The following is a 19,673-nucleotide window of genomic DNA, read 5'->3' on the forward strand; positions in this document are numbered from 1 at the left end:
ATAACTTTTTTAATTTGATGAGCGATGAGATCTTTCATCATCTCATCATATTATTATTATTTTTAATTTTTATCTTTTAATTTCTTCAAAGCGTCCCATCTAGGGTCAACTTCCTCTTCTTTCTCCTCAATTTCTTTCGGGCTGAATTTATCAAGAATTGCCAAATCTTCCTCACTGATATTCGGTGATACTTTCTTCATAGGTATTGATAGTGCCACATTTTCATAAATTAAATGTGCAACGTTAAAGGCATGATCGTTTGCAAGGATTGTTACTACATCTTCCTCACTGTCATCATATTCTTCTCCGAATTTTACTAAAATACCGATTTGGTTTTCAATGTCATGGTCAAAACTGTCGTTCGTAATATCACAAACCAATTCTACCGTTCCATCTACTTTTACTTCAAATTCTAAAAACGTAGTGTGTTTATTTAAAAAAACTTCTACATGTATTTTAGGATTTGTAAATTCCTGTTCAGTGTCGAATAATTGAAAGAACTCTTTATCTATCTCAAACCTGAACTCGTGCTTACCGATTTTCAGTCCGGAAAAGCTTATATCGTAGTTTCTTAACTTGTCCATAAAATGAGTGTGCAAAAATATGCATTTATTTTAATATTACAAATAAAATAGGTAACAAAATTAATTTTAATTGAGTCAACGTTTTACATTTCGCTTTCTACAGGAAGATCTTCATCTATTCCGTTGTCTGAAGGCATTCTTCTCGGCTGAAGTCTGTTGGCCATCATTTCTTTATAATCGCTTCTGTTTTTAAAAATTTTTATTGCCATGAAAATCGCTTCCATAAAGCTCTGTTCATCGGCAATATTTTTCCCTGCAATATCATACGCAACGCCATGATCTGGTGAAGTTCTGATAAATGGAAGTCCTGCGGTGTAGTTTACGCCTTCTTCATAAGCTAAAGTTTTAAATGGAGCCAAGCCCTGATCGTGATACATCGCTAAAACGGCGTCAAAACTTTGGTATTTACTTGGTTGGAAGAAACTATCTGCAGGAAAAGGACCGAAAGCTAAAATTCCCTGATCTGAAAGTTCTTTAATGGCTGGCGAAATGATTTCAATCTCTTCATTTCCGATGACGCCACCGTCTCCGGAATGTGGATTTAAACCTAAAACTGCGATTTTTGGTTTAGAAATAGAAAAATCTTCAATCAAAGTTTGGTTTAATGCCTTGATCTGTTTTTTGATTTTTTCTTTTGAAATATTTTCAGCAACCTGAGAAATTGGTATGTGATGCGTAGAAACGGCCACTTTTAAACCATCTGTTACCAAAAACATCAATCCTTTTTTGTTGAATTTTTCTTCAAAATAACCGGTATGACCTGCGTGTTTAAAACCCATTTTCATCATTTCATCTTTGTTGATGGGCGCGGTAACCAAGACATCAATTTCACCTTTCATCAAAGCATCGGTTGCGGCTTCTAAAGAATCAATCGCCATTTTGGTGGATTCTTCTGATGGTTTGCCCAATTCTACATTAGAATTATCTTTCACCAAATTAAGCATATTCAGCTTTCCGTTTTGAGCCTGTGAAGTTTCTGTAATGTAGTTGAAATTTAAATTGAGCTTAAAAATATTCTTCTGGTACGTGAATAATTTTCCTGAGCCGAAAATAATTGGGGTGAAAAAGTCGGTAATAGTTTTGTCTTTCAGAGATTTCATGATGATTTCCGGGCCGATGCCGTTGAAGTCACCAATTGAAATTCCTACTCGTACTTTATGGTTTTTTGGGCTCATTTTGATTATCTTTGAAGATTATAATTTTACAAATTTAGCAAAAAATAATATGTTCACAGGAATTATTGAAGCGGTAGGAGTTATTGAAAAAATTGAAGAAAATGGCAGCAACATTAATTTTACTTTAAGTTGTCCGTTTACTCATGAATTAAAGATCGATCAGAGTCTTGCCCATAACGGCTGTTGTCTTACGGTGGTTGAGATTACCGAGAGCCAATACGTTGTTACTGCAATCAATGAAACTTTAGAAAAAACCAATTTAGGAAAGTGGGAAGTAGGAAGTGTGGTGAATCTTGAGCGCTGCATGATGATGAATGGAAGACTTGATGGTCACATTGTTCAGGGGCATGTAGATCAAACCGGTGAAATAATTGACATTGAGAACAAAGATGGCAGCTATTTTGTTACTGTACAGTATAGTTCAGAAGGAGGTTTCGTAACAGTTCCGCAAGGTTCAATCACTGTGAATGGAATCAGTCTTACTGTTGCCAAAAGCGGAGATTTTAAGTTTTCGGTAGCTATTATTCCTTACACTTGGGAGTTTACCAATATGAAAAATGTGAAAATCGGTGATAAAGTCAACCTTGAATTTGATATCGTTGGTAAATACATTGCTAAATTAATTAACAAGCAAAATGTCGTTTAATAAATATAAAGGATATAGTTTAAGAAACCGGGTTTTTTTTGGTTTCCTACTCGTATGTCTTTTGAGTGTTGCTGCTTCTTCATTGGTGCCCTACTTTGTTTTGAGGAATAATTCTCTGCAGCAAAGTAAAATCGATATGCAGGAGAAGACCAATGCGGTGATGAGGTATTTGGATTATGCAGTCAGTCAGTCGACGGTGCGTACAGAAGACCTTCCTGTGGTTTTAAAGAACAAAATTTTTGAAATTGCAGACATCAATCAACACGATATTATTATTTATGATTTAAAAGGAAACTACTTACTTTCCAGTAGGGACGGAAATTTAGTTGATAAGAAGAAGATTCCGATTAATATTGTGAATAAACTTCTTTCTACGGAAGCGAGATATGATTTTCGGGAGGTAGATGAGTCAAAAGATGCTGTTTTTACATCGTCTTATTTATTGCTGAAAAATAATATGTGGGAACCGATTGGGATTATCTATATTCCTTTGTACCACAATGAATCTGCTTATCTTGATGTTCTTCATAAGTATGTTATTTATATTTTGATAGTCGATATTTTACTGATTGCATTCAGTATTTGGCTGAGCTGGGTGACTTCTACCAATCTTGCAAAAAATATTACCAAATTTTCGGATATGATCACCCGAATTACGCTTTTTGAAAACGAAATGCGTCCTATTAAATATTATAAAAATGACGAGCTCAATGCGTTGGCAAGAGCATATAACAGGATGATTCTTCAGATTCAGGATCAAAAAGAGCGTCTTCGTTTTAAAGCGTCTGAAGAAGCGTGGCGCGAAATGGCAAAACAGGTTGCACACGAGGTGAAAAATCCTTTGACACCGATGAAACTGACCATTCAAAATTTTGAAAGAAAATTTGATCCCAATGATCCTGATGTAAGTGAAAAGGTTAAAAAATTAAGCAAAACAATGGTTGATCAGATTGACTTGATCGCTACCGTTGCTTCTGCATTCTCTGAATTTGCTAAACTTCCCGAAAAAAATAATGAAGTCATCAATCTGAATACAGAAATTGATGATATTCTAAGGGTTTTCAACGATGATCAGATATTTGTGCATTCCAATAAAAGCAATATCATGATTAATATGGACAGGATTTATCTTTCCAGAATCATTACCAATCTTGTTACCAATGCAAAACAAGCACAAAGTGATGATCGTAATCTTCTGGTAAATGTAGATATTGAGCAACACCAAAGAAAAGTTATAATCTCAGTTCAGGATAACGGGATTGGAATTGCTGAAAACATGTACGAAAGAATTTTTGAACCCAATTTTACTTCAAAAAACAGCGGAATGGGTCTAGGTTTATCTATGGTTAGAAAAATGGTGGAAGATTACAAAGGTCAAATTACAGTTAAATCTGAAGTTGGTAAGGGCTCTACATTCATTATTACATTACCTACAAATCTTTAGTGAAGCCTTTTAAATTTAAACAGTTTGAAATTCAACAGTCAGCTGACGTTTTCCGTGTGGGGACGGATGGTGTTTTGTTGGGTGCTTTTGCGAATATTCATTTTGCTAAAAATGTTCTGGAGATTGGGACGGGAACTGGTTTGATTTCTTTAATGCTGGCTCAAAGAAATTTAAATGCAAATTTTTTAGGTATTGATATCAATGAAGAAGCCGTAAATCTCACGAAACTCAATTTTAAAGACTCTCCATTTTATTTAAGATTAAAAAATAGTCTTCAGGATTTTAAAACTTTTGAAACTGATCAAAAGTTTGATTTAATTGTATCAAATCCGCCTTATTTTGAAAAGAATTCTTCTGGTAAAGATATTCTCGCAAGGCAAACGGTTGAATTGAATTTCCAACAACTGATTTCACAATCATCAAAATTACTTTCAGAAAACGGGATTTTTTCTGTCATTATTCCTTTTGAAGTTGGTGTTTATTTTATTGAAATTGCGAAAGAAAATCAATTGTTTCTGAACCGAAAAATCAACATTTACGGAATAGAAAATTCAAAAATAAAAAGATTAGTCTTAGAATTTTCTCAAATTGAAAAATGTCTGGAAGAATCTGATTTTATCATAGAAAAAAGTCCGAGAAAATACTCGGACCAATATCTTGAACTCACCAAAGAGTTTCATGTTTATAAAGAATAATTTATTCAAATAATTCCGCTGTATCAAGCACAGAAACTTTACCGTCTTCACATCTGATAGCTTCTCCAGGGAAGTTCTGAATCATGTGATAATCATGTGTTGCCATTACAACTGCAGCTCCGTTTTCAGCGGCAACCTGCTTCAGTAAAGTCATGATTTCGTTCGAAGTTTCAGGATCAAGATTTCCTGTCGGCTCATCGGCCAAAATCAAATCAGGATGATTCAATAGAGCTCTTGCGATGGCGATACGTTGCTGTTCACCTCCAGAAAGTTCATGCGGCATTTTGTGTTTCTTTCCTTTCATATTTACGCTGGAAAGTACTTCATTGATGCGTTCGTCCATTTTTGGCTTATCTTTCCATCCGGTAGCTTCCAAAACGAATTTCAGGTTCTTCTCAACGGTTCTGTCAGAAAGTAATTGAAAATCTTGGAAAACGATTCCTAATTTTCTTCTCAAATTCGGAACGTCAGAAGCTTTTAATTTAGCCAAATCAAAGCCTACCACTTCGCCAACGCCAGCAACCAAAGGAATGTGCCCGTATAAAGTTTTGAGAAGTGAGCTTTTTCCGGAACCGGTTTTCCCGATTAGATAGCAGAATCTGCCTTTCTTGATGTTTAAATTAACATCAGTAAGCACGGTAAAATTTTTCTGTGTAATTTTTGCGTGTTGTAGGTTGATGATATTGTCTCCGGATATATTTGTATGTGGCATAAATTCGATTTTTAGAGGCTTTTTCCAAAAAGTTTTTTCAGATTTTAAAAATAGAAAAAAGAAGCTTTATAAACCTAAAATTTAGGAAAATTTAACAACAAAAAATGCTTGAAAAAACTTATTTTCAAGCATAATCTGTATATTGTAAGTTAAGAATTATCTCTTAGCTCTTGCAGAACTCACTGTAAGGCTTTTTCTGCCTTTAGCTCTTCTTGCTGCCAAAACTCTTCTTCCGTTTGGCGTAGACATTCTCTCTCTGAAACCGTGTTTGTTTCTTTTCTTTCTTTCTGATGGCTGGAACGTTCTTTTACTCATTACTATATATTTTAGTCGTAATTATCTATTAATTTTCAGGTTGCAAATATATGTATATTTTTATTAAGTGCAAATATAATCTTAAATTATTTTAATGAAAATGCGATGTCTTTAAATATGACATGAGTAGAGGTATTTTCACTTTTTAAAGATTGATCCATCTAAAAACTTTATCTTTGAAAACTCAAATTTAAAGAAAATGTTTACACCTGCCGAACTTTTAGAAATCAATCAATTACTTATCCCGGAAAATAAAATCGTAATTCTTACCCATTATAATCCGGATGGTGATGCCATTGGTTCAAGTTTAGGCCTTAAACATTATCTACGTGCCAAAGGTATTGAAGCGGAAGTTATAACACCAAACGACTTCCCAAAATTCCTGAAATGGATGCCCGAAGCAAAGAAAAACATCATCGGAGAATACAAGAGAAAAGTAGCTTTTGATTTGATCAATGATGCAGATGTGATTTTCTGTTTAGATTTCAATTCTCCTGCAAGAATCGGGCTTTTGGGTGATTGGCTGATGAGAGCGAAAGCAAAAAAGATTCTTATTGATCATCACCAGCAGCCGGAAGATTTTGATTTTGTGTATTCAGATACCGTTATTCCTGCAACCTGCCAGATGATTTATCATTTTATAGAAGCGATGGATGATGAAGATTTAGTCAATAAAGAAATTGCAGAATGTCTGTACACCGGAATTATGACGGATACAGGAGGTTTCCGTTTCCGATCTACGAGTGCGGCGACGCATAGAATTGTGGCTAATTTGATTGAAAAAGGTGCCGACCCTTCAGTGATTACTTCAAATACATGGGATACCAACACTGTTTCGCGTTTACATTTATTGGCGCTTGTTTTAGGGCGAATTGAAGTGGTAAATGATGGTAGAGTAGCTGTTTTATCTTTAACAAGAAAAGAACTTCAGGAGTATGGTTTCCAGAAAGGTGATACGGAAGGTTTTGTAAATTACGGATTGAGTATCGTCGGCGTGAGAATGTCTGCCTTCTTTATGGAAGATCTGTATGAAGATTTTATTAAAATTTCTTTCAGAAGTAAAGATGATGTAGATGTTAATCAATTCTCAAGAAAATATTTCAGCGGTGGCGGTCACATCAATGCGGCCGGAGGAAAATCTATGGAATCTTTGGCAGATACCATTGAGACGTTTAAAAAGAGATTAGTTGATGAGAATTTGTAGTATTAACCCATAATTAATAACTCAAAACTTATAACTTCAACTTCGTATATCCTTTTTTCTCAAGCTCAATACACGTATATTCATAAACCTCAGAAAACATATCGTCCAGGAATTTTTTATTGAATAAACTGAACTTGGTCATTTTTGGAGGGTCTAAAAATATGTCGCAGGATTTAGCCTTAGAATAAACAGATTTAGCGATTGCTAAATGTAAAATTCGGTCAAATTCTTTCATTAAACTCATGTTTTCAAGACTGTCGTAGCTTATAGAGTTGACGTGTGAAGCAATTAGAAAATCGCATTTATCAATAATCGGTTCTATAGGCAAATTGTCTAAAACTCCGCCATCCACATAAATTTTTTCGCCCATTCTTACGGGAGGCAATACAAAAGGAACGCTCGATGACGCTAAAAGCGGTCTGAATAATTCTCCTTCTGAAAAGAAATCTACAATCCCATGGGTCATTTCTGTAGCTGCAACATATACAGGGATTTTTAAAACTTTAAAATCATCTTCAGGAAAATGATCCATCAGTAATTTCATGATAAATTTTGAACTGAAAATTCCGTTTTTGGAAAGTTTTAAATAAGAACGTGAGAAAAAAGTTGTTTTCTTCACGATTTCCATCATCTCGTCGGGAGAAGTTCCGATAGAGTAGAACGCTGCAACGATAGATCCGGCACTGGTTCCCGAAATAATATGAGGTTTCAGATCATATTCTTCCAAGGCCTTTAAGACGGCAATATGAGCAATTCCACGCATTCCGCCTCCCGATAAAGTCAGACCGATAACCGGTTGCTTTTTTTTGAAAGAGAATAATCCCATTTACAGAAGAAATTTTTTCGGAAGATGATGAAGTAGTTCTGTATTGATAATTTCTGCACAGATGCTCGGTTTTTCCCAATGACCATTATGTCCGCAATCGACAATGTATGATTTTATATTGGTTCTATCTGGAAGGTTGTTGATGGTTTTGTCGGTTTTTACAGCGTTGTCATGCTTTCCGGCAATGACTAAAATTTTTGCTTCCAAACTTTCAAGAATGTGCTTTTTATTGGTTCTTGCCACCATGCCTTTTACACAGGCTAAAGCTCCAAGATTATTGGTTGAAAGGGCAGTTTCCAAAGCAATTTCTATTTTTCCTTCCAGAACATCTCTCTCATTTTGATTGAATAAATTCGGAATTCCTGCTCTCGCATAATGCGGAAAGGCATCTTTGATGATTCTGTAGCTCTTTATACGCTGTTCTTTCTTTTCCTCGTCATCTGCGAAATAGGTTGAAAAAAATAAGGTTAAACTTTTCAGATTTTCGGGAAATTTTTCAGCAAAAGTTAATGAGGTGTAACCGCCCATCGAATGACCTAGAAGATGAAATTTTTCTAAATTTTGATTATCAACTACCTTTTTCACTTCGTCAGCCATCAGTTCCATGGTGTGAACTTCAGCTAAGATATCAGACTTTCCATGACCGGGAAGATCGATTTTTAACAAGGTGAAATCTTTAGAGAGATGAGATTCCATGTCATTCCAGATGCTTAGGTTTTCCATAAAACCGTGCAGCAGAACCAATGTTTCCTTTCCGTTTCCTTTCTTTTCGAAGTTGAGCATAGTGTAGATTTAAAAATGAATATCAATGTAATCTACAAAACCCGAACCATTTACCATATCCTGAAGTCGGTAGGTTTTTCCGCCATCTTTAGACATAAACGTTTTCGTACCTTTTCTGGTGTATGGTTTTCCGTTATCGTTATCAGAAATGCTTTGAGTGATTTCTCCGGTGAAATTCATGTGTTTAGCAGTGACAACCTGTACAAAACCCTTTAGGCTAACCGAATTTTTACCCGACTTTATGTTTCCAGATACGTTGTAATTATCTCTTTCACCCTCAATTTTTGTGAAGTTTACCGACCCTGAATATTTGGGTGAACTGTCATTCTGATAAACGAATTTGTGACTTCCGCTGAAATCTCTGAAACGGTTTTTGCTGTTTAAAGCTTTGATGCTGTCATTGATTTTTGTTCTTTCAGCATTGATGGAATCAGTGATTTTAGTGCTGTCAGATTTTTCAGGAGTTTTTTGAGATTCTTTTTTCGAACATGAAAAAGTGAGAATTCCTGCAATGGCTATGATTAAGGTTTTTTTCATCAATACATAAATTATATTCTCAAATTTAAATAAAAAAAGAGCATTATAAAAATGCTCTCAGGTATTATTTTATTACGTTTTCGTAAACTTTCTTTTCCCAGGGTTTGATATCGCTTATTCCGTATCGGTCTTTTTTCGAAATCGAAATATTATCCATGATGTCTACAAAGTTTTTGTAATTCGATTCGTCTGTAGGTTTTACAATGATGGTGAAGATTGCTTTTTCGGGAGCTTTTTCGTACGCATTAGAAATGATCTTTGAAACATTCACGCCATTATAGTCTGTTTCTTTTAAACCGGCTTCTGTAAGATCTTTTGCATTGCTTTGATGATAAAAGACTCGGTTGTTTTCTCCAATGATGAAAGTGATTTGATTTTTATCGCCAATCTGAGTTGTGGGAGTATGATCACCCTTTCCAGGTAATCCCAAATCCATCACGTTAGGTTTTGAAAAGCTTGATGTAAACATGAAAAACATTAATAGTAAAAAATTTAAATCGACCATCGGAGTCATATCGATTTTAACGTTTTTCTTTTTTTGTCTGCCTCCTGATTTTTCTTGTGCAATGATTTCAGCCATGATTGTACTTTTTAATGTTAAAGAAAATGTGATAAAGATTATCTCGTAATTTTCAGAAATCTATGCAAAGTTTATACCTAAATTTTTGTTTTGATGTTAAATTATTAAAATTATCTTTTGATTTAATACTTGTTGTAGGTTTTTATTAAAAAAGCCTTATCAAAATCAATTGATAAGGCTGAAATCTATAATGTTTAGGTCTTATTTATTATTCTTAAAATAATTAACTCCGCACTCTAAGAATTTTTTGAAATCTTCTTTCGGCATATATCCGGAAACCGGCGTGTTGATTACTTTGCCGTCAGGCGTTATCAAAACATAATGTGGCTGAGAATTATTATTAAAGTTTACCTGCTGAAATAAACTCCATCGGTCACCAATTGTTTTTACTTTCTTTACCTGACCTTCACCAAGATCAATCTTGGTTTTTTGATCTTCAGGAAGTTCTTCTTTGTCATCTACATAAAGAGAAGCAAGCACAATGTCGTTCTGAAGAATCGGTAAGATATCCGGTTCGCTCCAGACGAATTCTTCCATTTTTCTACAGTTTTCACAACCGTAGCCTGTGAAGTCAATTAAAATTGGTTTGTTCTCTTTTTTAGCTAATTCAATAGCGTTAAAGAAATCATGTTCGGGCTTCATTCCCAGAATTCCGTCTTTTTCGTTGTGGAAATAACTTACATTCAACGGAGGTAAAATTCCGCTTAATAATTGAAGTTTCGGTCTTTCTGCAGGAACTAATCCCTGAATTAAATAAATAACAAAACCAATTCCGAGAGCTCCCAGAATTTTTCGGGTAATCGAAATTTTCGGCTTCTTATCGTCATGCGGAAATCTGATTAACCCGAATAAATATAATGCTAAACCTATCGCAATCACGATCCAGATTGCAATGAAAAGTTCTCTTTTAATTAAGAATGTTTTTGAAACTAAATCTGCTTTTGATAAGAATTTTAAAGCTAAAGCCAATTCTACAAAACCTAAAACGACTTTCACTGTATTCATCCATCCTCCAGATTTTGGAAGACTTTGTAAAGCCTGCGGGAATAATGCTAAAAGTCCGAAAACGATTGCCCACGCAAATCCGAAACCTGCCAAAGCAAACGTCAGCAACATCGGAACGTTGGTAGAACCTGTCACGGCACTTCCCAATAAACTTCCCAAAATAGGACCTGTACAAGAGAATGAGACAATCACTAAAGTCAAAGCCATGAAGAAAATTCCGATAATTCCTCCTGCTTCTTCAGCTTTTGAAGATTTGTTGGCAATTGAGCTTGGTAAAGTGATATCGTAGTATCCAAAGAAACTTCCTGCGAAGAAAATAAAGATGATAAAGAACACCACATTCAGCCAAACGCTTGTAGAAATTTCATTAAAAACATTTCCTGCAATTCCGTCAATTAAATGGAATGGAAGACTTAATAAAACAAAAATAATCAGAATGAAAAACCCATAAATCAAGGCGTCTCTTTTCCCTTTTGCTTTGTTTTTATTTCCTTTGGTAAAGAATGAAACTGTTAAAGGAATCATCGGGAAAACGCATGGGGTAAGCAACGCGATCAATCCGCCAATGAAACCTAAGAACAAATAGGTCCAATAGTTTTCAGACGCTTCAATCGTTTTGGTTCCGCAATCTGTCAAAGGTTTTTTGAAATCTATCGATGCTATTTTCAGTTGTTTTGGGTCAAGTTTTGAAGTTTCTGTAACCGTGATTTCTCCTTTAGCAGGATTTTCAACCACAGTTTCGGTTGTTTTTACAGAATCTTTTACTTCTTCTGTGGGCGCAACGGCGTCTTCTGAAACTCCTTTTGGCGTAATTTTCTGATTGAATTCTAAAGTATTCGGAGCAAGACAAACTCTGTCGTCACAAGTCTGATAGGTGATTTCAGCGACAACTTCACTTGGTTTTGTGCCGTCTTTTAATTTGAATTTCTGCTTAAAACCTGCAGAATTGGAATAGTAAATAATCGTTCCGCCGAAAGCCTCAGAAAATTCTTCGTGCTTCTTTCCAACTTCCTGAAATTTACCGATCAGTTCTATATTTTTCCCTGATACAACATATTCTGTCGGGATTCCGGTATCTTCAGGAATGTCTCTTGAATAGATATGCCAACCACTTTCTAAAGTCGCATTTAGTACGGCTTCGTATTGGTTGTTGCCCAGTTCGTTGACCGTGAATTTGAATTTTACAGGATTCTTGATTTGTGCATTGATTCCCGTGAATAAGAACAGGAGAATGAGTAAAAACCAGTTTTTGAATTTCATTTTACTTTTCATTAAAAATTGTGAGAATACTTTTCGTTCTCTCATCTTTTGCGTAGCGTCTATCTTGCCTGAAAGGAATAATGCCCAAAACACTATTGTTTCCGTCTGTCAGAAGCCAGATTTTTTGCTTGGCTAAAATAGACAATTTTTCGTCCTTAAAAAACTTCGAAACTTTCTTTTTTCCCGAAAAACCAATCGGATAAAAAACGTCTCCTTCCTCTTTTCTGCGAAGCTTTAGTGGAAACGTGATTTTTTCAGCATCGAATTCCCATTTAAAAGTTTTATTGATTTCTTCAATAGTCGAAATTTCATCTGAAATGTTGACTTCAACCCTGTTTTGATTCAAATCAAACGCTTGGGTTAAAATAATTTCTTCTGTATTTTCTTTTTCTTGATTTAATTGATTTAAAATCAATTCATTTCGGTTGATAACGAGTTGAAAGTCTTTTGAGAAAAATGCGCTTCCTGTTTCAGATTTAAAGATTTTTTTTATTTCTTCTTCCTTTTCAAAACCATGTTTTTTTAAAATTTCAAATTTCACAAAATCACTTTCAAGATTCAGTTTTTCTCTATCTAAAATTTTATGTTTCTTGTTAGGAATAGTAATTCTGTTTTCAATTTCTGCAATTTGTTGATGAACAAAATCTTTGGTTTGATTTAAATAAGATAAAGATTTTTTAAAGTTCTCTAGAAAATGATCATTCGCTTCCAAAAGTTTCGGAACAATCTCATTTCTGATTTTATTCCTTAAATAATTACTTTTTTTGTTGGAAAGATCTTCGCGGTATTCAATCTTATGTTCTTTGGCGAAATCGTAAATTTCATCCTTAGAAAAATGCAAAAGCGGCCGGAGGATTTTGTTGTCATTCGCAGGAATTCCACTCAAACCTTTAATTCCGGAAGCTTTAGATAAATTAATGATGAAAGTTTCAAGCTGATCATTCAGATGGTGTGCCGTCACTAAAAACTCCAAATTTTCTTTTTCCTGAATCTGTTTAAAAAAAGCATAGCGAAGTTCTCTCGCCCAAAGTTGAATTGAATTTTCAGGCTTGTTGTCTTCTTCGGAAGCTTCATATAAATGAAATTTAATATCATTTTTAAAACAGAAATCTTCGACCACTTTTTGATCCGCATCTGAATCTTCTCCACGAAGTTTGTAATTCACATGCGCAATTTCGAAATTTAAACCTAAAACATTGAAAACATATGCTAAAACCATGGAATCTGCACCTCCGCTAACTGCTAAAAGATAGCGTTGATTTTCGGGAAATGAAATGAGATTTTCGAGTTGTTTTTTGAAGGTTGATTTTTCCAGCATGAGGCTCAGAATTTCTTTTGTACAAAGATAAACCATATAATTAAAATGAATTTTCCTAAATTTGGCTCGTCTAAAAAAGATTATTTATGAAGATTTTTAAAATTTTAGCAGTTTCTGCAATGGCGTTGGGTGCAACATCTTGTGTAAGTAAAAAGCAGTATGACGCATTGAGCGGCAACTACAAACAGTGTATTGAAAATATCGGTGAAAGACAAAGAGAAATTCAGGACCTGAAAGGTCAAAATTCTACGTTGACCGCTGAAAATAATTTATTAAAAAGTCAGCATGATGCTCTGAAATCATCTTTGGATGCATGTCTTTCAAATACAGGAAAAAGCTCTGCAAACATTGATAAATTGGTGGGAGAAATTAATTCTTCTAATATGTATATCAAGCAGCTTATTTCTTCAAATGCGAAAAATGACAGTTTAAATTTAGCTTTGTCAAACAAGTTGAAGAGATCCTTGGATAACGTGACTGACGATGATGTTCAGGTAAAAGTTTTGAAAGGAGTTGTAATGATTTCACTTTCAGATAAAATGTTATATAAAGTAGGAGATTACAACGTGCTTCCAGCAGCTCAGGAAGTTCTTGGGAAAGTAGCTAAGGTGATCAACGATTACGACAAATATTCTGTACTGATTGAGGGTAATACAGATAATTCTCCATTAAGCTCTACAAATCTACCTAGAGATAACTGGGATCTTTCTGCTCTAAGAGGAACTTCAATTGCAAAAGTGTTGCAAAGCCAGTTTGGTGTTGATCCTGCAAGAATTACAGCAGGTGGGCGTTCAGAATACAATCCGAAAGCGACAAACATGAGTGTTTCTGGAAGATCTGAAAACAGAAGAACGGAAATCATCATTATGCCTAAGCTTGATGAATTTATGAAACTGATGGATATTACTCCTAAGAAATAATTGCTTTCAAAATAGCAAAAAAAATCCCGATAAATTTTTATCGGGATTTTTTTGTTAGACAACAACATCCTTTTTAAGTTTAAAGAAGATGGCTTTTAAAAGGGAATTGCGTCCTCTTCTTAGGAATTGTTTTTTGTCTGAAGGATCCAGTTTGTTTCATCGACTTGTTTTTACCTCCGTTTTCAATAAATCTTTTTTCACCATCATGTGCAAGATTTCTTGCTCGTGCAAATCTAACACGATAAACTGTTACCAAGCATCCGTATTTATACGGATTTTTTGATTTTAACATTTCAAAAAAATTGTTTATATTTAGGTAAATTTGAATCGTAAAAATTATCAATATGAGCTTTTTTGAAGAAGAAAATGCTGAGATGGACAGATATCTGGAGAATCATGCTTCTGCAGAACCTGAAATTCTGAGAAAACTGAGAAGAGAAACTTTTCAGAAGACAACTCAGCCTCACATGATTTCAGGATATCAGCAGGGAAGATTGTTAACCATTATTTCAAAAATTTTACAACCGAAAAATATATTAGAAATAGGAACTTTCACGGGATATGCTGCACTTTGCATGGCAGAAGGTTTGTCAAAAGAAGGAAAGCTAACGACTTTAGATGTGAATGAGGATTTAGCTTATTTACCAAAAAAATACTTTGCTGAAAGCGAATTTTCTAGTCAGATTCATTTTAAACTTCAGGATGCGAAAGAGTTTTTAAAGGAAACCGATGAGATTTTTGATCTGGTTTTCATTGATGCTGACAAAGAAAATTACGCAGAATATTTCAGATTAATTAAACCAAAAACAAAATCAGGCTCTGTCGTGATGTTTGACAATGTGCTTTGGTACGGAAAAGTATTAAAGGAAAACCCGAAACAGAAATCTACACAAGTCATCAAAGAACTCAATGATTTGGCGGCGAAAGATGAAGATTTTGAAAATCTTATTTTACCTTTGCGTGACGGAGTAAATCTGCTTCGCAGGAAATAATTCAGGCAAAGGTTAGGCTAATAATAATCAGCCTAAAACTTAACCTAAAACTTAAATAAATGGATAAAGGAATTTGTGTGGTAACAGTGGCGCCGGTGCGTGCAGAAAATTCTGACAGAGCCGAAATTGTTACTGAAATATTGTTTGGCGAAAGTGCGGATATCTTGGAAGTGAATAAAAACTGGACCAAAATAAAAATGCACTACGACGGCTATGAAGGCTGGATGGATACCAAACAAATCAAACATGTAACCGACGAATATTTAGCAAACAGAAAAGTAACGTTAATTACTGAAGATTTTGCATCGATCATGACCAATGACGGCCGCACTTTGCTTTCAATGGGTTCTGAGGTAGAATATCCTGCCGTTGCGTCTCGTAGGAGTCATGACTTGCGTGAAAGTATTGCTCTGACAGCAAAAGAATTCCTGAATGTTCCGTATTTATGGGGCGGAAAAAGTTTCTTTGCAGTAGATTGTTCAGGTTTTGTACAATTGGTGTATAAAATTCATAACGTGAAAATGCCCAGAGATACTTATCAGCAGGCAGAAGTTGGTGATGTTTTAAGTTTTGTGGAAGAAAGCCAGCCCGGCGACTTAGCATATTTCGAAAATTCTGAAGGCAAAATTATTCACGTTGGAATTATGCTTGAAAATCAGAAAATTATTCACGCATCAGGAAAAGTGAGAATCGACACGTTGGATTCTACCGGAATTTTCAATAAAGAAATGAATAAACACACGCACAAACTGAGAGTGATAAAAAGCGTTTTATAAATTCAAATAAATTCTTCAATGGTAGATGCATTATTTATAGTATTTGATTTACTCAATCTCGGATTGGTTATTTTCTTGTGGTGGTTTACAATAAAAAATTACAAAGCATTACCTCAAAGAATTCCTACACATTTCGATGTTGAAGGAAAACCAGATAATTTCGGAAATAAAAAGTATGCATTCTTTACTCCGATTCTAAGCATTATATTTTACATAGGCATTTTCTTTTTGATACGTTCTCCGGAAACTGCCAATTTTCCTGTTGAGATTACCGATGAAAACAGAGATGTGCAGTTCTTTATCATGAATTTTTTTATAAGATGGTTGCTTCTTTTAATTTGTTTAATTTTTTTAAACAATCAGGATTTTACATTCAGATATACTTATGATGAAGATGCAAAAGCAAAAGTTCCTTTTTCAACGATGTTGCTTTCTATTATTGGTAGTTTAATTGTAGTTTTTATCATTACGGCTCAGTTTAAATAATTAAATATGGCTTTCCTTTATAATCTTTTTATCCACCTTCTCATTTTCGGAATGAAAGTTTTCTCATTGTTTAATGATAAAACTAAAAAAGGCGTTGAAGGAAGAAAACAATCTCTGAATATCATCGAATCTGCATTTTCGAAAAAAGATAAAATAATTTGGATGCATGCTGCGAGTTTGGGTGAATACGAACAGGGTTTACCTGTATTAGAAAAGCTTAAGGATGAATTTCCTCATTACAAAATTTTAGTGACTTTCTTTTCTCCGTCGGGGCTAGAGAATGTTGTTAAGAAAAAAAATATGGCTGATGTTATTTGTTATCTACCATTTGACACAAAGCAAAATGTAAAAGAATTTCTTGCTCAGATGAATGTTGAACTATTTTTTACGGTGAAATATGACTATTGGTATAATCTGTTGCAGGAACTGAAAAATAGGAATGTAAAAACATTTGTGATTTCCGCATTATTTTATGAAAGTCAATCATTCTTCACCTCGTATGGAAAGTGGTTTGTAAAGCAATTGAAAAAGAATGTCGATTGGTTTTTTCACCAGACAAAACAGTCTTATCTTTTGGCTAAAAGTATCGGTTTGCAGAACGCTTCAGTGACTGGCGATACACGATTTGACAGAGTAAAGCATTTGAAAAATCGTGATAATCATGTTGATTTTATCAAAGAATTTATTGATGATAAAAAAGCAATCGTTTTCGGAAGTTCGTGGCAGGCGGAAGAGAAACTGGCGAAAATGATTTCAGAAAAAAATCAAGATGTAAAATTAATCATCGCTCCCCATGATTTAAAAAGAGTAGAAAATTTAAAAGAAATATTCCCAAACGCAATTCTTTATAGCGATTTAAAAAACGCTCCAACACTCCAACACTCCAACACTCCAACTTTAATCATCGACAGTATTGGTTTGCTTTCAAAACTGTACTCGTATGCAGATATTGCAGTTGTTGGTGGCGGTTTTCACAATTCGGGATTGCATAATATTCTTGAAGCGGCAACTTTTGGGATTTCTGTAGTTTTTGGAAATCACTACAAGAAAAATCCAGAAGCGGATGATTTAATTAAAGCTGAAGGTGGAAAATCTTTCGAGCATGAAAATGAAGCTGCAGAATTTGTTCTTTATCTTTTAAATAATGAAGAAGAACTGAAAAGTATGTCAGAAAACGCAGGAAAATTTGTTGCTGAACAACCTAATTCTTCAGAATTAATTCTAAAGAAAATTCTGTCACTTTAGAAAGCCCTGGCTTTTGATATCCTTTACCATTAAATCTAAGTGGTCTGGGATTTTTTCAATGTTCAGCCAATTAAAATCAAAACTATTATTGATGCAGAGTTTTTCAAAATATCTGTTCTCGTGAATTTTTGATTCTATACTTTCTAAAATTTCATTCAGTTCCATCCAATAATCTTCGTCCAATTTTTTAATCGAAATAATGGCTTTCAAAAGTTTATTGATCAGATAAATATAAAGCTTGTAGATATTATCAAACCTTTGATGATTGAGTTTGTCGTTGTTTTCTAAAATTTGATTAACCAAAAATAACTGCAGAGCTATATCTCCGAATTTATCAGTTGTTATTTTCACATGCTCTGTAATTTCGGCGCTTATTTTTCTGATAAGAACCAAAAAATATTTGGGATTTCCGATGTATTTTGATGCAAGAAGAACTCTTTCCTCGATTTGCTCTTCCATCTGACTTCTTTTCTGATCGGTGGTTTCCGTATCTATCAGTTCAAAATAAAGTTTCTTTGAGAGTAATTTATCCTTTTTCAGCAAACGGAAAATCAGTCGGTCTTTTTCTATTGCCGAAAAATTGCTTAGTGCAGCTTTAAATTCTTTAGAATATTCCATTAATTAAATATTTTAGAGTATTTCAAAAATCCATTGATTGCCCAATTGGCGGTGTAATATAAAGATTTCACCGTAGAAAAATTCATAAAATCTTTGTAGACTAAATATTGATCTTTCACAATGTTCTGTTTTTTTCTGGAAACACTCATCGCATGCATTCTGTACTTTGCCAAGGTCTTTGGAAGTGGTTTTCCGATGGGGATTTTCTTTAATAAATTCAGCCACATCACATGGTCTTCACGTTTACTTCCTTCCGGAAAATATTCCACACCAACTCTTTTAGAATCGTACATTGATGAAAGTAAAGACAGGCGGCAAGTCTTGAGTAAATTTTCAAAAGTCACTTCTTTATCCGCTTTAAAATTCTCAATTTTCGGGACTAAATTTTCATCACATCTTGCATAATTGGAGTAGGCGATTTCTGCATTTTCTTTCTTCATAAATCCAATCATTTCTTCCAAAAAATTGGGTTCCCAAAAATCATCCGCGTCCAAAAAAGTAATAAATCTTCCGGTTGCATTTTTTAAAGAAATATTTCTAGCGTGTCCGGCGCCTCCGTTTTTTTCGGCAACTGTAAGTTTTATTCTCGGGTCGCTAAGTTTTTGAATAATTTCCACAGAATTATCGGAAGATTTGTCATCAGTAATCAGCCATTCCCAATCTTTAAAAGTCTGATTTTTTACAGAAGTGATTGTTTCTTCCAAAAACTTTGAAGAATTATAGCAAGGCGTGATGATGGAAACTTCAGGCATTCAGTATTTTTTGCAAATATAAGGCTTTGGAAATGGTCTTTAAAAGCGGTATTTTTAAGAAAATGTAAATTATGATTCCAAAATTCAAAAAAAATGATTGATTTTTAATAAAAAATCATAATTTTATGCCTTGAAAAATTTGATCTATGAAGAAATTAGCATTATTGTTTGCAGGTTTATCATTAATGGTAGCTACTACCGCATGTAAAGATGACGAAGAAACTGTGCAGGAGTTTCCAATCGTGGGAACATGGAAGCCTGTAGCAGAAGTAAGAACTGAGGTTGACCTTGACGGTGTCGGGTTTTCTGACCAGATTACTTACACTGCTTGTCAGCAGCAATCTACATGGGTTTTTAGTGAAAATTCTTCTGGTAAAAGAACTGACAAGGACGAGGCGGGTAATCCTTTGGTTTGTAGTACGATTAATCAACGTAATTTTTCTTACATTTATACAAAATCTGATAAAAACTTCGAAATAAAATATCAGGGAACTATAGTTTCTGAAAAAGGTCAGGTTGTTGATCTGAATGCTGAAACAATGAATATCAAGTTTGTGGATAATACCGATCCTACTGTGTATAAAACTACAACACGTACTTTCAAAAGAGTAGCTCCTTAGTATTTAAATTAATAATAATCTATATAAATCTCATCTCCGGATGAGATTTTTTGTTTAGGGCAACGTTCAATTAGTTTAAAATTAAATAACCAATTCTTTTAAAATCATTAAATTTGTGAATCTTGATTTAAATTAAATCTAAAATTTCATCAAAGTCTAACAACAAATATCATTATAATA

General features: G+C 34.2%; 22 protein-coding genes. 10 read left to right on the top strand and 12 right to left on the bottom strand.

Annotation, left to right across the window (positions count from 1 at the left end; genetic code table 11):
* Nucleotides 1-62: 62 nt before the first annotated feature.
* Together MQX03_RS13225 and pdxA are read right to left on the bottom strand one after the other, a co-directional pair.
* Nucleotides 63-584: a YceD family protein gene (locus MQX03_RS13225; protein ID WP_242803650.1), complete on the bottom strand. Its 522-nt coding sequence runs from the start codon at nucleotides 582-584 to the stop codon at nucleotides 63-65.
* Nucleotides 585-667: 83 nt separating this feature from the next.
* Nucleotides 668-1,759 (bottom strand): 4-hydroxythreonine-4-phosphate dehydrogenase PdxA, encoded by a 1,092-nt coding sequence (gene pdxA / locus MQX03_RS13230; RefSeq protein WP_242803651.1) that lies wholly within the window; start codon nucleotides 1,757-1,759, stop codon nucleotides 668-670.
* 49 nt (nucleotides 1,760-1,808) lie between these two features.
* Here pdxA and MQX03_RS13235 point away from each other — a divergent pair, with 49 nt between their 5' ends.
* The 3 genes from MQX03_RS13235 to MQX03_RS13245 are packed head-to-tail and all read left to right on the top strand — an operon-like array spanning nucleotide 1,809 to nucleotide 4,544.
* A complete protein-coding gene (locus tag MQX03_RS13235) occupies nucleotides 1,809-2,405 on the top strand; it encodes a riboflavin synthase (protein ID WP_242803652.1) in 597 nt (198 codons plus the stop codon).
* Entirely contained in the window at nucleotides 2,395-3,849 is a 1,455-nt protein-coding gene (locus MQX03_RS13240; RefSeq protein ID WP_242803653.1) for a sensor histidine kinase, read from the top strand. Before MQX03_RS13235 ends, MQX03_RS13240 begins: the two co-directional genes overlap by 11 nt.
* Entirely contained in the window at nucleotides 3,849-4,544 is a 696-nt protein-coding gene (locus MQX03_RS13245) for a tRNA1(Val) (adenine(37)-N6)-methyltransferase (protein ID WP_242803654.1), read from the top strand. The genes MQX03_RS13240 and MQX03_RS13245 overlap by 1 nt, the downstream gene beginning before the upstream one ends.
* 1 nt (nucleotide 4,545) lies before the next feature.
* On the opposite strand, the gene MQX03_RS13250 is transcribed toward MQX03_RS13245, so the two are convergent.
* Both MQX03_RS13250 and rpmH read right to left on the bottom strand, forming a co-directional pair.
* Nucleotides 4,546-5,256 (bottom strand): cell division ATP-binding protein FtsE, encoded by a 711-nt coding sequence (locus tag MQX03_RS13250; RefSeq protein WP_229986139.1) that lies wholly within the window; start codon nucleotides 5,254-5,256, stop codon nucleotides 4,546-4,548.
* Between the two features lie 156 nt (nucleotides 5,257-5,412).
* Nucleotides 5,413-5,571, bottom strand: coding sequence for a 50S ribosomal protein L34 (gene rpmH / locus MQX03_RS13255; protein WP_034679005.1), 159 nt, complete (start codon nucleotides 5,569-5,571; stop codon nucleotides 5,413-5,415).
* Nucleotides 5,572-5,770: 199 nt separating this feature from the next.
* Between rpmH and MQX03_RS13260 the strand changes: the two genes are divergently transcribed.
* On the top strand, nucleotides 5,771-6,775 hold the full coding sequence (locus MQX03_RS13260) for a DHH family phosphoesterase (protein WP_242803655.1): 1,005 nt from the start codon (nucleotides 5,771-5,773) through the stop codon (nucleotides 6,773-6,775).
* A gap of 28 nt (nucleotides 6,776-6,803) precedes the next feature.
* On the opposite strand, the gene MQX03_RS13265 is transcribed toward MQX03_RS13260, so the two are convergent.
* From MQX03_RS13265 to tilS, 6 genes are all read right to left on the bottom strand, one after another.
* Nucleotides 6,804-7,601, bottom strand: a complete 798-nt coding sequence (locus tag MQX03_RS13265; RefSeq protein WP_242803656.1) for a patatin-like phospholipase family protein — start codon at nucleotides 7,599-7,601, stop codon at nucleotides 6,804-6,806.
* A complete protein-coding gene (locus MQX03_RS13270) occupies nucleotides 7,602-8,384 on the bottom strand; it encodes an alpha/beta fold hydrolase (RefSeq protein WP_242803657.1) in 783 nt (260 codons plus the stop codon).
* A 9-nt stretch (nucleotides 8,385-8,393) separates the two neighbouring features.
* Complete coding sequence (locus MQX03_RS13275) at nucleotides 8,394-8,921, bottom strand: hypothetical protein (protein WP_242803658.1); 528 nt, start codon at nucleotides 8,919-8,921, stop codon at nucleotides 8,394-8,396.
* Between the two features lie 64 nt (nucleotides 8,922-8,985).
* Nucleotides 8,986-9,501 (bottom strand): ExbD/TolR family protein, encoded by a 516-nt coding sequence (locus MQX03_RS13280; RefSeq protein WP_242803659.1) that lies wholly within the window; start codon nucleotides 9,499-9,501, stop codon nucleotides 8,986-8,988.
* Between the two features lie 201 nt (nucleotides 9,502-9,702).
* Entirely contained in the window at nucleotides 9,703-11,766 is a 2,064-nt protein-coding gene (locus MQX03_RS13285; protein ID WP_242803660.1) for a protein-disulfide reductase DsbD family protein, read from the bottom strand.
* 1 nt (nucleotide 11,767) lies between these two features.
* Entirely contained in the window at nucleotides 11,768-13,084 is a 1,317-nt protein-coding gene (gene tilS, locus MQX03_RS13290) for a tRNA lysidine(34) synthetase TilS (RefSeq protein WP_242803661.1), read from the bottom strand.
* Between the two features lie 86 nt (nucleotides 13,085-13,170).
* On the opposite strand from tilS, the gene MQX03_RS13295 reads away from it, so the two are divergent.
* The 5 genes from MQX03_RS13295 to MQX03_RS13315 all read left to right on the top strand — a co-directional run bounded on the left by MQX03_RS13295 (nucleotide 13,171) and on the right by MQX03_RS13315 (nucleotide 17,503).
* The gene (locus MQX03_RS13295) at nucleotides 13,171-14,004 is read left to right on the top strand and encodes an OmpA family protein (protein WP_129535902.1); all 834 of its coding nucleotides are present in this window, start codon (nucleotides 13,171-13,173) and stop codon (nucleotides 14,002-14,004) included.
* Nucleotides 14,005-14,348: 344 nt separating this feature from the next.
* The gene (locus MQX03_RS13300) at nucleotides 14,349-14,996 is read left to right on the top strand and encodes an O-methyltransferase (RefSeq protein ID WP_242803662.1); all 648 of its coding nucleotides are present in this window, start codon (nucleotides 14,349-14,351) and stop codon (nucleotides 14,994-14,996) included.
* A 59-nt stretch (nucleotides 14,997-15,055) separates the two neighbouring features.
* Nucleotides 15,056-15,772, top strand: coding sequence for a C40 family peptidase (locus MQX03_RS13305; RefSeq protein WP_242803664.1), 717 nt, complete (start codon nucleotides 15,056-15,058; stop codon nucleotides 15,770-15,772).
* A gap of 18 nt (nucleotides 15,773-15,790) precedes the next feature.
* Nucleotides 15,791-16,258, top strand: a complete 468-nt coding sequence (locus MQX03_RS13310; protein ID WP_242803666.1) for a DUF1648 domain-containing protein — start codon at nucleotides 15,791-15,793, stop codon at nucleotides 16,256-16,258.
* 6 nt (nucleotides 16,259-16,264) lie between these two features.
* The gene (locus MQX03_RS13315; protein WP_242803667.1) at nucleotides 16,265-17,503 is read left to right on the top strand and encodes a 3-deoxy-D-manno-octulosonic acid transferase; all 1,239 of its coding nucleotides are present in this window, start codon (nucleotides 16,265-16,267) and stop codon (nucleotides 17,501-17,503) included.
* On the opposite strand, the gene MQX03_RS13320 is transcribed toward MQX03_RS13315, so the two are convergent.
* Both MQX03_RS13320 and MQX03_RS13325 read right to left on the bottom strand, forming a co-directional pair.
* On the bottom strand, nucleotides 17,495-18,121 hold the full coding sequence (locus MQX03_RS13320; RefSeq protein WP_242803668.1) for a deoxyuridine 5'-triphosphate nucleotidohydrolase: 627 nt from the start codon (nucleotides 18,119-18,121) through the stop codon (nucleotides 17,495-17,497). The genes MQX03_RS13315 and MQX03_RS13320 overlap by 9 nt on opposite strands.
* Nucleotides 18,121-18,873, bottom strand: a complete 753-nt coding sequence (locus tag MQX03_RS13325) for a glycosyltransferase family 2 protein (RefSeq protein WP_242803669.1) — start codon at nucleotides 18,871-18,873, stop codon at nucleotides 18,121-18,123. The genes MQX03_RS13320 and MQX03_RS13325 overlap by 1 nt, the downstream gene beginning before the upstream one ends.
* A gap of 146 nt (nucleotides 18,874-19,019) precedes the next feature.
* On the opposite strand from MQX03_RS13325, the gene MQX03_RS13330 reads away from it, so the two are divergent.
* A complete protein-coding gene (locus MQX03_RS13330; protein ID WP_242803670.1) occupies nucleotides 19,020-19,493 on the top strand; it encodes a lipocalin family protein in 474 nt (157 codons plus the stop codon).
* The last annotated feature ends 180 nt before the right edge of the window (nucleotides 19,494-19,673 follow it).

The sequence above is a fragment of the Chryseobacterium aahli genome, assembly GCF_022699665.1.
GTDB lineage: Bacteria > Bacteroidota > Bacteroidia > Flavobacteriales > Weeksellaceae > Chryseobacterium > Chryseobacterium aahli.